The following is a 14,133-nucleotide window of genomic DNA, read 5'->3' on the forward strand; positions in this document are numbered from 1 at the left end:
GCTTCCTTCGACCTCTCAACGCTTAAGGGATGATGATCAACTTGAATGAGTATCAGTTTATTTCTTTCTTTTGCCTCCTTTTTATTGTGAGGTGCGATTATTGGAGTAGAACAGTTAAATTGCATCTTCTGTAATCCGCCGTGCCGTATTTGCCAGCAAATGAACACAATACAGTATTAACAAATAAAGGAGGGAGAAAAAGTGGACAAAGGTACCATTATACGAACAGGAGCATTGCTCCTTGCATTAGTTAACCAGTTTCTTGTCATGTTTGGCAAGTCACCTCTGCCAATTAGCAGTGAAATGCTAGAAGAATCTATATCCTATCTGTTTACCTTTACCACATCTATTGTTGCCTGGTATAAAAATAACTATATTACACGAAGCGGTAGAAGACAGCGAGAAACATTACTAGAGGTAAAATTGTCGCAGAAAGAAGGGGAATCAGTAAATGAAACCAAAACTGATAATTGACCCTGGGCATGGAGGGACAGACCCGGGTGGTGGATCCAATCGTTATTGGACCGAGAAAGATTTGAATCTTTCTATCTCACTTTATCAGTTTAACAGGTATCTTGAGCTGGGAATCCCTGTGGCCCTTACCCGAAACACTGACATTACACTAGCCCCATATGAACGGGCAAAAGTCGTCCGAGAGAGCGGAGCAGAATATTGCCATTCCAATCATATTAATGCCGGGGGAGGAGACGGTGCTGAAGTAATCCACTCCATTTATAGTAGCAGGCGAATGGCGGAAAAGGTTGCAAAAGAATTAAAGTCTTCTGGACAAAACGTGCGCCGGGTTTTTTCCAAACCACTTCCTAAAAACGCCCGGCGTGATTATTATTTTATGAACCGTAATACCGGTAGGGTGAACACAATTATTGTTGAATATGGGTTTGCCGACTCTGTTCAGGACGATATAGCCCAACTAAGGGGAAATTGGCAGTTATACGCCGAGGCTGTTGTCCGGGCTTTCTGCTTGTTTATCCAACATCCGTACGAGCCCCCGCAAACATATAGAGCGATTGGACAAAAACAGAGATACATCAACCTGCCGGCCAGTGCAGAATCATGGCGGATTTATTCACCTGGTGCAGTACCGGTGAAAGGTAACGAGAAAGGATTCTTAACACCTTCTAAGTTCAGTGGATTGGCATATGCGATTCAAGGCACTACACAGCCCCATGTCTATTTGATAGAAACAAGAGATTTTGGCAGGGTTCAAATATACGGCCATCCGGACACAGGTGCATCCATAACAGGAAGATAACTATTTCTCGTCCGGGTCAATCCTGGACGAGTTCCAAAAAGATTAAGAAAATTGATATACTTCGGCTGAAATTATTAATCTATTTCGGTATACTAAATAAATAGTTCAGTAAATACCAACCAAAAGTTTAAGGGGGAGATTGGATGAGTAAGTCCACGTATAATCCAACATGGGATTTAGAAGTTATTTTTCCAGGGGGAAGCGGTTCAAAAGAATTTCGTACATATTTAGTAAATGTTCAGGAAGAAACCAGGAGTCTAAAAAAGTTAATTGAAAGTTTCCAGCCAGATACAGGAAAAGTTGATGCTGATAAGCTGGTATCGATTGTGGAACAGTTTGAGGATGTAAGGAAAAAGATGCGGGAGGCTTCTGCATTTATCAGCTGTCTTAGCGCCCAGGATGTAAAAGATAAGGAAGCAAGCTTACTTGTTGGGAAAAGAAGTGAAATATCAGCAGAAATGAATGCTGTTAAAACACTACTGGATCAAAAGATTAGCATAATTAACGATTCGACATGGAAAGAACTTCTCCGAAACCCTGCTTTAAAGGAATTGGAATTTGTTCTTAATGAATATAGAGAAAAAGCAAAAGAACTTTTGCCGTCCGAACAGGAGATGCTGATCAATGATCTGGCGGTTGATGGCTATCATGGATGGAGTCAGATGTATGACACGATAGTTGGGAATATGGAAGTGGAAATCGATGAAAATGGCGAGCAGAAATCATATTCAGTTGGTCAAGCGTCAAATAAAATGAGCAGCCCTGATCGCTCTGTTCGTAAGCATGTGTTCGAACAATTAAACCAAGCATGGGGCAGCAATGCTGATTTGTTTGGTCAGACATTGAATCACTTGGCAGGGTTCAGACTGCAGAAATATAAACATCGTAACTGGCAGCATGTATTAAAGGAACCACTGGCCATTAACCGGATGAAAAAAGAGACACTTGATGCAATGTGGGAAGCTATCAATAAAAACAAGCATCACTTTGTTAAGTTTTTGCAGAAAAAGGCGGATTTACTGGGATTGGAAAAGTTGAGTATATACGATATTGGGGCACCTGTATCCAAGTCAGTGAAAACCTCAAGTTACACAGAGGGGGCGAATTTTATCGTTGATCAGTTTGGTGAATTCAGTCCCAAAATGGCCGATTTTGCGCGCATTGCATTTGAAAACCGCTGGATTGAGGCGGAAGACCGGGCAGGAAAGCGTCCAGGTGGTTTTTGTACAAGTTTCCCTCAAAGTGAACAGACTCGGATTTTCATGACCTATTCAGGAACCTCATCTAATATAGCAACACTCGCGCATGAACTGGGACATGGTTTTCACCAGTATGTAATGAATGATTTAAATGGACTTAATCAGGGGTACGCGATGAACGTGGCAGAAACAGCATCGACCTTTGCTGAGATGATTGTTGCGGATGCGTCTGTAAGAAACGCAAAGAATAAAGAAGAAAAACTGGCATTGCTTGAGGATAAGATCCAGCGTAGTGTTGCATTTTTTATGAATATCCATGCAAGATTTATATTTGAACAGCGCTTTTATGAGGAACGGAAACAGGGAATGGTATCGGTTGACCGGATGAATGAACTGATGGTCGAAGCACAGAAAGAAGCCTACTGTGATTCGCTTGATGAATATGACCCGCATTTCTGGGCATCCAAATTGCATTTCCATATTACCGGGGTTCCGTTTTATAACTTTCCATATACATTCGGATATTTATTCAGCCTTGGTATCTATGCACATGCACAAGAATTGGGCGGAGGATTTGAGGATGACTATATTGCACTTCTCCGCGACACCGGCCGTATGACGGTGGAGAGTCTGGCGAAAAAACATTTGAATGTTGATTTGACTCAACCGGAATTCTGGGAGAATGCAATTCAGCTTTGTGTTCGGGATGTAGAGGAATTTATGGCACTGTAAAATAAACTTCAGTACTGTTGTTATATTCAGAATGGTACGTTATAATTAGTATAGCGAAAAAAGCAGAATAGTAGAAGCCTACAGGGGGAGCCATTTGGCTGAGAGTGAACATAGTTATTTGTTCTTACCCTTTGAACCTGTTAGTTAGTACTAACGTAGGGATGGTGGCTTTTTTGATGGATTTTTTTAGGCAATGTGAGCGGATTTCCCCATCAGGAAGCTTCCCCTTGGCATTGCTTTTTTTGTGATCAAAAAAATTCCGCACGGCAGGGTGGTCTGCCGGCAAAGGGGGAGAGGTTTATATGCGTTCCAAACGTACGTTATTTTTGATTGAGGTGGCTATTTTTGCTGCTATGGCACTATTGCTCGATATTATACCATTTCTGAAGTTTGCAATTTGGCCACAAGGTGGTTCAGTATCCTTTGCAATGATTCCCATATTTATTGTTGCGTTCCGTTGGGGATTAAAAGGGGGACTTACAGCTGGTTTTCTGTTCGGAATGTTGCAGGTTGTGATGTCCGGACCGATCATTTTAACTCCTGTCCAGGGATTCCTCGACTATATCGTAGCATTTACTGTTATAGGTACGGCTGGAGTGTTTGCTAAGCCAGTTCAAAAAGCAATAAAGAATAGTAAACCGCTGCAAAGTTTCAGTTATATTACAATGGGTGTATTCATTGGTTCCGGGCTAAGATTTTTGGCGCACTTTATTGCGGGTATTGCCTTTTTCGGACACTATGCACCTGAAGGACAGCCGGTTTGGTTGTACTCACTGTTGTACAGCGGATCATATATGTTGCCTTCATTTATTTTAAGTGCAATACTCGTATTTCTGTTATTTTACAAACAGCCAAGAACGTTACTACAGGCTGCATAATTGAATATGGACTCCGCTCACAGAGAACAGCCCTGCTTATAACGAGGGCTGTTTTTTTTTCTGTTTTATTGAAGCCTTATTGAGCAGTTAATATAAACTGTGACATAACAGCGAGACTTCGCTCCGGAAATACACTACGCTTTCCGCGGGCAACGCTTCAACTTCCTCGGAAGAAGACCACTTCCTGCGGGATTTTCAGCTGTTGCTTTTCCCGCTGGAGTCTCCATGTATTTCCGTCGCTGGATTGAAATTGATTTATACTTATATCAACGCCAAACGCCTATTAGCGCAGGCAGAATGCGTAGACTCCTGGGGGAACAGCACGAGTCCGAAGACCCCGCAGCGACGTTCTTTCCGCGAGGAGGCTGAGGCCGTGCCCCCGGAAAGCGAAGGATTCTGACGTAGCGGTAGGTACGGCTGTTATGTCGCAGTTTATATCAATTGCTAGGTAAGCCACAAAGATTAAGTGACAACTTATATGATAAAATAGTACTATAATATTTCGAATGTTTAGAAGGGGAGGGTTATAAGTGAGGGAGCTTATCGGGGAATGCGGTTCATGCGGTAAGCCTATCTATTGTAAAGACGGTTTTTTTGACGGGGATCAAATAGATGGTAAACTGCTGTGCAATGAATGTAGTGATAATCGGGATACAGGTAGTAACTAACTAAGATAAAAATTATTTTAAGCGATATAGGAGTATAGCACCGCTTCTTTTCCCTGTGCATAGGCTATAGCACACGCTGGAAAGGAAGTGTTAAACAGTGGAGCTTACTGTATCGCACTGGTTGTATGGTTTATTTACACTGATTATTATATTAACTATGATTTTCAGAAAAGGGGTTGTGCTTCCATCCTTGCTCGGGACTTTTGTAATAGCTTGGGTATTCAAGGGAAGCTTGATTGACGGTTTTACTGCAATATTCAATGCTAACCTCGTAGCTGCAAAAGAATTATTCAGTATCTTTTTGATTATCACATTTATGATGGCATTACTTCATTCCTTACGTGACTTGGGAGCCGACCGCAGAATGATTCAGCCAATCCAGAAAATTATGGTCAACGGTCATGTTTCGTTCTTTGTGCTGGTGGCAGTTACGTATGTAATCTCACTGTTTTTCTGGCCTACCCCCGCGGTTCCATTAATATGTGCTCTTTTGGTCCCCGCAGCAATCAGGTCTGGACTGCCGGCGCTTACAGCTGCAGTAGCGGTGGCGTTGGCTGGTCAGGGTATGGCACTGTCATCTGATTATATTGTTCAGGTGGCACCTAGTCTATCGGCAAAATCAGCCGGAATTGACGTTGGCATGGTTACGGATAAGGCACTGATTCTTTCAGTTATAACCGGTGTAACTGCTATTGGTCTAGCATATTTATTTTACCGCAAGTCCATCCGGTCAAAGGACAGTGAACTTAATGAAATTGAACTACAGGCTATGCAGGCGGCAGATCAGTCAAAAAATAAATCGGTTGGCACTAATCTACCGCTGTGGAGCAAAGTATTTGCCATATTAGTACCAATTTCACTGTTGGCTGTCGTGGTATATATGATGTACACCAAGCTTTTATCAGGGCGAATGAGCGGTTTTGAAGGTGGTGACGGAGCTGCATTTATTGGTGGAGTAGCAGTAATTCTTCTGTTATTATCTTCGGTTGCCTTCGGACGGGAAAAAGCGCTCGATTATATCAGCAACCATATTACCGATGGGTTTGTATTCGCGTTTAAAGCCATGGGACCGGTTATCCCGATTGCTGGATTCTTTTTTCTTGGAAGTTCTGACTTTTCGGGGAGTATCCTAGGCGTTGGGGAAAACTCACCAGCATTATTGTTTGACCTTGTACAGTCTACTCAGGAGTTTCTTCCGCAAAGTGCCTTTCTTGCAGGGTTCAGTGTGCTGATCATCGGGATTATCACGGGGCTTGATGGCTCAGGGTTCTCCGGACTGCCACTTACTGGTGCACTTGCTGCTTCCTTACAGAATGGCTCAATAGATGCGGGAACACTTGCAGCAATCGGACAGATGGGTTCTATCTGGACCGGCGGTGGAACGATTGTAGCCTGGTCGTCCGTAATAGCGATTGCCGGATTCTGCGGTGTATCCGTCATGGAATTGGTTCGGAAAAACTTTATACCTGTGATAATTGGGCTTATTATATCGACCGTGTTTGCGGTGATTTTCTTGTAATGCTTCCCGGAAATAATGTTAATCCTCTATCCAAAACGGTTATAGGTACTAGCAGAGAGTTTTTATAAATTCAGCAGAAAACATATCAGAAGATGGAGGTTTTAGTTTATGGCAAAGAGTACCGGTCAAATAGTTCAGGATTCTCTGGATGCGTTAATGGAGGATGAAACATTTATGCCTGATTGTACAGGAGATGAACGTAAAAAGGCGTTCACTTCACTGGCATCCATTCTTTCGACCCCAAATCATGTAAATAAATCTTTTCTACGGATCCCGCTCGATAATGGAAAAGTAATCCGTGTACCAGCCTTCCGGGTACAGCATAATAATGTGCTTGGCCCGTATAAAGGTGGTATCCGTTTTCACGAATCAGTAAATGAAGAAGAAGTTATGAATCTTGCAGCACTCATGACCCTGAAAAATGCGCTGCATGAAGTGCCGTTTGGCGGCGGAAAAGGTGGGGTTGTGATTAATCCACGGGAATACAGTTCTAAAGAGCTTTACATGATGTGTAAAAAATATGTGCAGTATTTCAGTGAAATCCTAGGCCCTGATAAAGATATCCCGGCGCCGGATGTAGGAACCAGCGCCCGCGAAATGGACTGGATGATGGGAGAATACAAGAGTATCAGACCAGGAGTTCCATACCGTGGCAGCTTTACTGGTAAAAGTGTAGAGAATGGCGGGTCACTTGGCCGTAGGGAAGCAACAGGTAAAGGTGTATATTTCACATTCCGTTATATGCTTCATAACTTCCTGAACGATCAAGGGAAGTGGCTTTCTAATCTGGATAATATTTTTGCCAAGACGGCACTTGCCCATAAAGACAAAACGATTACTATGGCAATCCAGGGATTTGGTAATGTAGGTTCCGTTGCTGCACAGGAGGCTTATCAGTGTAATTACTTGAATAATAAAGTTGTAGCAGTCAGTGACCGGAATGTAGCACTTTATAATTCTGACGGACTGGATATTCCAAATCTGATTAAATACACTTCCAAAAATAATGGTGATCTCCCAACTGATGAAAAACAATTAAAGCAAGCAGAAGTACAGGCAGAAATAAAAAACCGTGACGATGTCTTGACACTTGATGTGGATGTTCTTATCCTTGCGGCTCTTGAAGATCAGCTTCATAAAGACAACATGAAAGAAATCAAGGCACAAATTATTGTAGAGGGTGCCAATGCGCCAGTAACTGGTGATGCAGATAAGTATCTTAGTGAAAAAGGTGTCATTATCATTCCGGATATCCTTGCTAACGCAGGTGGTGTAATTGTCTCCTACTTTGAGTGGCTGCAGGGAAGGGAGACGCAGTTCCACAGCGAGGAGGAAATCTATAAGCGGTTATTTGACAAAATGAAGTACACCTTTGATACAATCCTGCCTCAATTTTTCGGGGATCCGTTCCCATTACGGCAGAACTGTTATATCCATGCAGTAATGAAAATATCAGACATCTTATACAGACAAGGTAAACTCTACTAATATAGTAAAAGAAGGTATTCCGCAGAATAAACGGAATACCTTCTTTTTTTAAAAATAAAATTATAATATACGGTAAAAGATACAATGTTTTAAATAGTTAGTTAGCGGGAAACAAAGAATATGAGTATTTATGGAAAGGGGGACTTCGATGAAAAGAGACAGCTTGTCATTTTGGCAAACGGCAAAATATCATCATCACTTAAAGATGACGGAAGATGATGAGGTTGCCAGAGAATCTGCAATTACCATCATGATCAATGGCGAGCAGTATGCAACAATTGTCTGTACGCTGGAGAGTATCGCGGAAATGGCATATGGTTTTCTTGCTTCGGAAGGGATTATCCGTTCACCAGATCAGGTTAAAAGTTTGACAATTGATAAAGCAAAAGGATTTGTCTACCTTGATTTGTCGACTAAGGTGGAAGTTTCCGAACGAACTGAACGGTGGATTGGTTCTTGTTGCGGGAAAAGCCGAGAATTTTACCTTACACAGGATGTGAAGACGGCTAAGACCGTCTATTCTGGAATTCAGCTGTCCACTAGCAGAATTTATCGATTGATGAAAGAATTTGATGATAATGCAGATGTGTTTGGCAGAACCGGAGGGTGTTCACCAGGCAGCCTTGGCATCCCAAGATGAATTTTTAACCTCCTATATTGATATCGGCCGCCATAACGCCCTCGATAAACTGTACGGACATATCCTCCTCAACAGGATTCTATTGAAAGACAAATGCATATTATTCAGTGGAAGAATTTCATCCGAAGTCATCTTAAAAGTTTCCAAAATCGGTGCAGGAATACTAGTGGCAAAGTCGGCACCAACAGACCTGGCACTCAAACTTGCCAACGACCTTAATATTACTGCAGTCGGTTTTGTCCGTGGCAGCAGTCTGAATGTATATACCCATCAGGAGCGAATCCATGGAGGGACAGAGCAGGATATTTATTCAGTAAAGTAGGGAGGAGATTTAGTGCTTGAACAACAACATACTGTAGTGACGATTAACGGGAAAGAATATTTGGCAGATCCTGATCAGAATCTACTGGATTTAATCAACACAACAGACAATTATGTCCCGCAGATTTGCTACAACGAATCGCTTGGACCGGTGCAGACATGTGATACTTGCGTAGTGGAAGTTAATGGGGAAATGGTGCGGGCATGCGGAACTTCCGTCAGACCAGGTATGAAGGTGAACACTAATCTGGAGACAGTAAATGCTGCACAAAAAGAGTCGTTGGACAGGATACTGGAGAAGCATGAATTGTATTGTACAGTGTGTGACTACAATAACGGCGATTGCGAAATTCACAATACGGTTGCTGAATTCGGGTTGGAACATCAGTCCCGGCCGTTTCAGGAAAAGCCGTATAATGTGGACGATTCAAGCCCGTTTTATCGTTATGACCCGGACCAATGCATTTTGTGCGGACGATGTGTGGAGGTCTGTCAGGATGTCCAGGTTAATGAAACGCTATTAATTGATTGGGAACGTGAGCAGCCGCGTGTTGTTTGGGACAATGATGTACCAATTGATCAATCATCCTGTGTTAGCTGCGGACAGTGTGTGACTGTATGTCCATGTAATGCTCTAATGGAAAATGATATGGTTGGTGAAGCAGGATATATGACCGATCACAGTCCAGGACTCCTACGTTCGATGATTGATTTAACCAAGAAAGCAGAACCGGGTTATGGTCCGTTATTCGCTGTATCCGATACCGAAGCCTCTATGCGTGAAGAAAGAATTGAAAAGACTAAGACCGTTTGTACATACTGCGGCGTTGGTTGTACATTTGATGTATGGACCAAAGACCGCAAAATACTGAAAGTTGAACCGCAACAGGAATCACCAGCAAACGGTATTTCTACCTGTATAAAAGGGAAGTTCGGCTGGGATTACGTAAATTCTGAAGAGCGCATAACTAAACCGCTTATCCGTAAAGACGATTCTTTTGTGGAAGTGGAGTGGGATGACGCCTTAAATTATGTTGCTAAACGATTCACGGAAATTAAGGATAGAGAAGGTGCGGATTCACTGGGATTCATCGCATCATCCAAAGCAACAAATGAGGAATCTTACCTCATGCAGAAACTGTCCCGTCAGGTGTTTGGTACGAACAACGTGGATAACTGTTCACGGTATTGTCAGTCACCTGCAACAAAGGGATTATTCCGAACAGTAGGGCATGGAGGGGACTCTGGTTCAATCGACGATATAGCCGAAGCGGAAATGGTGATCACGATCGGATCTAATACCGCTGAGTCACATCCTGTCCTCGCATCGCGGATCAAACGGTCACAGAAATTGTTTGGCCAGAAATTATATGTATTTGATTTACGTAAGCATGAAATGGGACAGCGGGCGGACCGCTTTTTCCAGCCGAAAAGCGGAACTGACCTTGTCTGGCTGTCAGCTGTTACTAAATATATAATTGACCAAGGATGGGAAAACAAGGAATTTATTAACAAGTGGGTCAACGATTTTGAGGAATATAAAGAATCTCTGAATAAGTTCACATTGGAGTATGCAGAGGAAATCACAGGTCTCTCAAAAGATAACCTGATTGATATTGCCAAACAAATCGTGAGTGTTGATAAATTGGCTATCTGCTGGGCGATGGGTGTTACACAGCACCAGCTTGGAAGTGACACGAGTACAGCAATATCCAATTTGTTGCTCGTAACCGGCAATTATATGCGTAATGGCACCGGAGCCTATCCGCTTAGAGGACATAATAATGTCCAAGGCTGTAGTGACTATGGAAGTATGCCGAACTTTTTCCCGGGTTATGAAAAGGTTTCTGATGATGACGTCCGAAAACGTTATGAAGAGGCATGGGATTGTGAAATTCCTAGTGAACCTGGAAAAGATAACCATATGATGGTTGAAGCAATCCATGAAGGAAATCTTAAATCACTGTATGTAATTGGTGAAGATACCGGAATTGTTGATGCTAACATCAATTATGTTACAGATGCATTTAAAAAGCTGGACTTTTTCGTGGTACAGGACCTGTTCCTGACGGAGACCGCAAAGTATGCGGATGTTATATTGCCGGCAGCACCGAGTCTGGAGAAAGAAGGAACATTCACTAATACAGAACGCAGGATTCAGCGTATGTATAAAGCACTTGACCCTGTTGGAGATTCTCGTCCTGATTGGCAGATCATAACTGATTTGGCAGCTAAACTGGGGTATGAATGGGATTATGACAGCCCTTCCGATATCATGGATGAGTCTTCTGCGCTTGCTCCATTATTTGCCGGCGTAAGTTATGACAGGCTTGAGAACTATGATAGCCTGCAATGGCCGGTTGATGAGGATGGTACCGACACACCATTACTTTATAAAGATAAATTTCCATTTGATGACGGTAAGGCTAAACTGTTCCCGCTTGATTATGAACTTGAGTATGATACGACAGAAAAATTTGATCTGCATGTAAATAATGGCCGGGTACTTGAGCATTTCCATGAAGGTAATATGACCTACAAGTCACCAGCTATAAATCACAAGATGCCGAATGCGTTTATTGAGGTTTCACCCGAACTTGCTAAAGAGCGGGGGATTGAAGAAGGCGCTAAAATCAGATTAACTTCGGATGCAGGCGAGGCAACAGGAGTAGTCCATATCACAGACCGTGTACGCGGAAAGGAACTGTATATGCCACTAAATGATAATGGGAAATCGGCTGTAAACTACTTGACCGATAACAGTGTTGACAAGGATTCCAATACACCTGCATATAAGGAAATCGCGGTGAAAATGGATATCCTGGAGAAAAGAGGTAAGAGCCCATTGAAGCGGAATAACTTCCGTCGTGGTAACCCGCAACCGCAAATCAGTGTGAATGTGGAGCGGAAATGGGATCGAGAAGACTATACTTTCCCGGGAAGTCAGGTGAAGCGTGATGGCTGATCAGATTTCAAACATTAAGCGGATGAAGATACCGGAAGAGACAGTGCGGGAGCATAATTTAGACGAGGTTACCAAGGCAGTCAGCGAGAACAAAGAGGCAATTTTAAAAGGAATTGATTTTTTGTCCATGTTAAATGACAGCGGGTACCTCGATATGACCAATGCACTTATTAAGCATAAAGATGAAGCAATGGCCAATGTTTTCAAACAGTTAAACAGACCGCAATACTCAGCAGCAGTCGAGAACCTGGTAAAAATGTTCATCCTTGTCGGGGAACTGAACGTGGATGAATTGCAGAATTTCTCTGAAAAGCTGAACCGGGGTCTCGAAAAGGCCGATGAGAGTTCCGAACAGGAATCAACTTCTTATATGGATTTATTAAAAGCACTCAAAGATCCTGAGATTAACCGAAGTATCACCATGCTTCTAAACTTTCTGCGTGGGATGGGAAGAGAATAAGAATTTAATGTATTGTTCTGAAGACTACTGCTGCAGTTTTCAGAGCATTTTTTTGTAGTGATTAAAAACAGTAGAAAAAAACGGTATTTAAAAAGTTAAAATATTTGCATTTGTTAATAAAGGTCAACTAAAATGAAGTTGTACTATCAGCAAACGCTTACACATAGATTGTAAGTGACAGGTCTCAGGACAAAGAGACTACTATTACAGGAGGAGGTAGAGAAAGTGAACAGTATTTGGGTTGCAATCATCGGTATACTGGTCTTTACATTGGGTTACCGCTATTATTCCAAATTTGTGGCGGAGAAGATTTTCCGGCTGGATCCCAATTATGTTACCCCTGCACATAAATATGAAGATGGGGTCGACTTTGTACCGACGAACAAATTTGTGCTCTGGGGGCACCATTTCACTTCAGTGGCAGGTGCGGCACCGATTGTAGGTCCAGCAATAGCCGTGTATTGGGGCTGGCTTCCAGCATTTTTATGGGTTATTTTAGGATCGGTGTTTGCCGCGGGAGTCCATGACTTTGGAACATTGGTGCTGTCTGTACGTAACAAAGGACAATCAGTCGGAACACTTGCAAATAAACTGATTGGACAGCGGGCAAAAATATTGTTCTTATTCATTATTCTTATTCTAGTATTAATGGTAAATGCTGTGTTTGCTTGGGTAATTGCTAATTTGTTTATTTCTTTCCCTGCAAGTGTTATACCTGTGTTTATCCAGATACCACTAGCAATCTGGATTGGATACGCAGTGTATAAACGTAAACAGAAAATGCTAGTACCATCGATTCTCGCTTTGGCTGTCATGTATATAACAGCTGTAATTGCAAGCCGAACAGAATGGATGCAAATTGACCTTGTTCAGTATATGGGTGGAGAAGGTGGCGGAGGACTGTTCGGACTTGGAGCTGTTTCTACTGCATTCTTCATCTGGATTATTATTTTGATGGTATATGTTTATATTGCATCCACGCTTCCAGTATGGAAGTTATTACAGCCGCGTGACTTTATCAACTCGCATCAATTAGTAGTCGGCCTTGGTATATTATATTTGGGTCTACTGTTCTCTGCGCCGGCGATAAGCGCACCAGTTACAAATGTTGACACTGACATTTCCTGGTTCCCGTTGCTGTTTATAACTATTGCCTGTGGTGCTATTTCCGGGTTCCATGGCCTGGTTTCTTCCGGGACATCTTCTAAACAGCTTAATAAGGAAACGGATGCACGTATGGTAGGATATCTCGGGGCAATTGGTGAGGGTGCACTGGCTTTGATTGCGATTATTGCCGTAATCACCTTTTTCCCGAGCCAAGAGGCATTCCTGGCAACATATAATAGTTTTTCTGCTGCTGGTAGTGCAGGACTGGGTGTGTTCGTTGATGGAGCAGCACAACTTGCAACAGGTCTTGCAATTCCGCCGGATGTGGCAGCGACAATTGTATCCGTTATCGTAGTGAGTTTTGCTGCAACTACTCTGGATACTTCCGTACGACTCATGCGCTATATAATTGCTGAACTTGGCATTGAGTACAATATGCCGTCTTTATCCAAGACTCATGTGGCAACTACACTTGCAGTTGTATCCAGTGCTGCACTTGTACTGCTGCCTCAGGGACCAAAAGGATTCGGTTCAGGTGGTTATCTGTTATGGCCGCTGTTTGGGACATCAAACCAGTTGTTGGCCGGTATCAGTTTATTGCTGATTTCCATCTGGCTTAAACGGCAGGGAAGGAACTATTTGATAACCTTACTGCCGATGATATTCCTGATGTTCATGACCCTATATGCAATGTTCCAGCAGGTAATCTTTGAATGGTCATGGTTCGGTTCAAGTTCTAGTACCCTGTTGTTTGTGTTTGGAGCAATCATTTTTGTGTTTGCGGTCTGGATTATCCTAACAGCAGTAAAAGCTTTGACAAGTGATGACAGCAAGCCAATTGATGTGGAGGAAAATATCAAGTAGGATGAAAAGAGGGATCATA

General features: G+C 42.6%; 12 protein-coding genes and 1 riboswitch. All 12 genes read left to right on the top strand.

The features are described from left to right. Window positions 1-201: 201 nt before the first annotated feature. The 12 genes from ACFO3D_RS01565 to ACFO3D_RS01620 all read left to right on the top strand — a co-directional run bounded on the left by ACFO3D_RS01565 (window position 202) and on the right by ACFO3D_RS01620 (window position 14,114). Window positions 202-474 carry a phage holin gene (locus tag ACFO3D_RS01565; RefSeq protein WP_390292831.1) on the top strand — a complete coding sequence of 91 codons (273 nt, stop codon included), beginning with the start codon at window positions 202-204 and terminating at the stop codon, window positions 472-474. Beyond that, window positions 452-1,273 carry an N-acetylmuramoyl-L-alanine amidase family protein gene (locus ACFO3D_RS01570; RefSeq protein WP_390292832.1) on the top strand — a complete coding sequence of 274 codons (822 nt, stop codon included), beginning with the start codon at window positions 452-454 and terminating at the stop codon, window positions 1,271-1,273. Before ACFO3D_RS01565 ends, ACFO3D_RS01570 begins: the two co-directional genes overlap by 23 nt. Window positions 1,274-1,416: 143 nt before the next feature. Then, the gene (locus ACFO3D_RS01575) at window positions 1,417-3,204 is read left to right on the top strand and encodes a M3 family oligoendopeptidase (protein ID WP_390292833.1); all 1,788 of its coding nucleotides are present in this window, start codon (window positions 1,417-1,419) and stop codon (window positions 3,202-3,204) included. A gap of 73 nt (window positions 3,205-3,277) precedes the next feature. Beyond that, window positions 3,278-3,383, top strand: a riboswitch (TPP riboswitch). A gap of 123 nt (window positions 3,384-3,506) precedes the next feature. Then, window positions 3,507-4,082, top strand: a complete 576-nt coding sequence (thiT, locus tag ACFO3D_RS01580) for an energy-coupled thiamine transporter ThiT (protein WP_390292834.1) — start codon at window positions 3,507-3,509, stop codon at window positions 4,080-4,082. A gap of 530 nt (window positions 4,083-4,612) precedes the next feature. After that, window positions 4,613-4,750: a hypothetical protein gene (locus ACFO3D_RS01585; RefSeq protein WP_390292835.1), complete on the top strand. Its 138-nt coding sequence runs from the start codon at window positions 4,613-4,615 to the stop codon at window positions 4,748-4,750. Window positions 4,751-4,847: 97 nt separating this feature from the next. Beyond that, complete coding sequence (locus ACFO3D_RS01590) at window positions 4,848-6,269, top strand: hypothetical protein (RefSeq protein ID WP_390292836.1); 1,422 nt, start codon at window positions 4,848-4,850, stop codon at window positions 6,267-6,269. 108 nt (window positions 6,270-6,377) lie between these two features. Then, window positions 6,378-7,757 (top strand): Glu/Leu/Phe/Val family dehydrogenase, encoded by a 1,380-nt coding sequence (locus ACFO3D_RS01595; RefSeq protein WP_390292837.1) that lies wholly within the window; start codon window positions 6,378-6,380, stop codon window positions 7,755-7,757. A gap of 148 nt (window positions 7,758-7,905) precedes the next feature. Further along, window positions 7,906-8,397, top strand: coding sequence for a formate dehydrogenase accessory sulfurtransferase FdhD (locus tag ACFO3D_RS01600; RefSeq protein WP_390292838.1), 492 nt, complete (start codon window positions 7,906-7,908; stop codon window positions 8,395-8,397). Continuing rightward, complete coding sequence (locus ACFO3D_RS01605) at window positions 8,348-8,719, top strand: formate dehydrogenase accessory sulfurtransferase FdhD (RefSeq protein ID WP_390292839.1); 372 nt, start codon at window positions 8,348-8,350, stop codon at window positions 8,717-8,719. Before ACFO3D_RS01600 ends, ACFO3D_RS01605 begins: the two co-directional genes overlap by 50 nt. A gap of 12 nt (window positions 8,720-8,731) precedes the next feature. After that, window positions 8,732-11,683, top strand: a complete 2,952-nt coding sequence (gene fdhF, locus ACFO3D_RS01610) for a formate dehydrogenase subunit alpha (protein WP_390292840.1) — start codon at window positions 8,732-8,734, stop codon at window positions 11,681-11,683. Then, window positions 11,676-12,143 carry a helical membrane plugin domain-containing protein gene (locus ACFO3D_RS01615; protein WP_390292841.1) on the top strand — a complete coding sequence of 156 codons (468 nt, stop codon included), beginning with the start codon at window positions 11,676-11,678 and terminating at the stop codon, window positions 12,141-12,143. Before fdhF ends, ACFO3D_RS01615 begins: the two co-directional genes overlap by 8 nt. A gap of 225 nt (window positions 12,144-12,368) precedes the next feature. Beyond that, the gene (locus tag ACFO3D_RS01620) at window positions 12,369-14,114 is read left to right on the top strand and encodes a carbon starvation CstA family protein (RefSeq protein WP_390292842.1); all 1,746 of its coding nucleotides are present in this window, start codon (window positions 12,369-12,371) and stop codon (window positions 14,112-14,114) included. Window positions 14,115-14,133 lie beyond the last annotated feature (19 nt).

Origin of the sequence: Virgibacillus kekensis (assembly GCF_042654125.1) — a bacterium.
GTDB classification, from domain to species: Bacteria; Bacillota; Bacilli; order Bacillales; family Amphibacillaceae; genus Lentibacillus; species Lentibacillus kekensis.

What these genes read in the sequence shown, in the direction of transcription:
- ACFO3D_RS01600 (WP_390292838.1), top strand. Translation starts at nt 7,906, where the DNA reads ATGAAAAGAGACAGCTTGTCATTTTGGCAAACGGCAAAATATCATCAT.
- ACFO3D_RS01575 (WP_390292833.1), top strand. Translation starts at nt 1,417, where the DNA reads ATGAGTAAGTCCACGTATAATCCAACATGGGATTTAGAAGTTATTTTT.
- thiT (WP_390292834.1), top strand. Translation starts at nt 3,507, where the DNA reads ATGCGTTCCAAACGTACGTTATTTTTGATTGAGGTGGCTATTTTTGCT.
- ACFO3D_RS01615 (WP_390292841.1), top strand. Translation starts at nt 11,676, where the DNA reads ATGGCTGATCAGATTTCAAACATTAAGCGGATGAAGATACCGGAAGAG.
- ACFO3D_RS01595 (WP_390292837.1), top strand. Translation starts at nt 6,378, where the DNA reads ATGGCAAAGAGTACCGGTCAAATAGTTCAGGATTCTCTGGATGCGTTA.
- ACFO3D_RS01570 (WP_390292832.1), top strand. Translation starts at nt 452, where the DNA reads ATGAAACCAAAACTGATAATTGACCCTGGGCATGGAGGGACAGACCCG.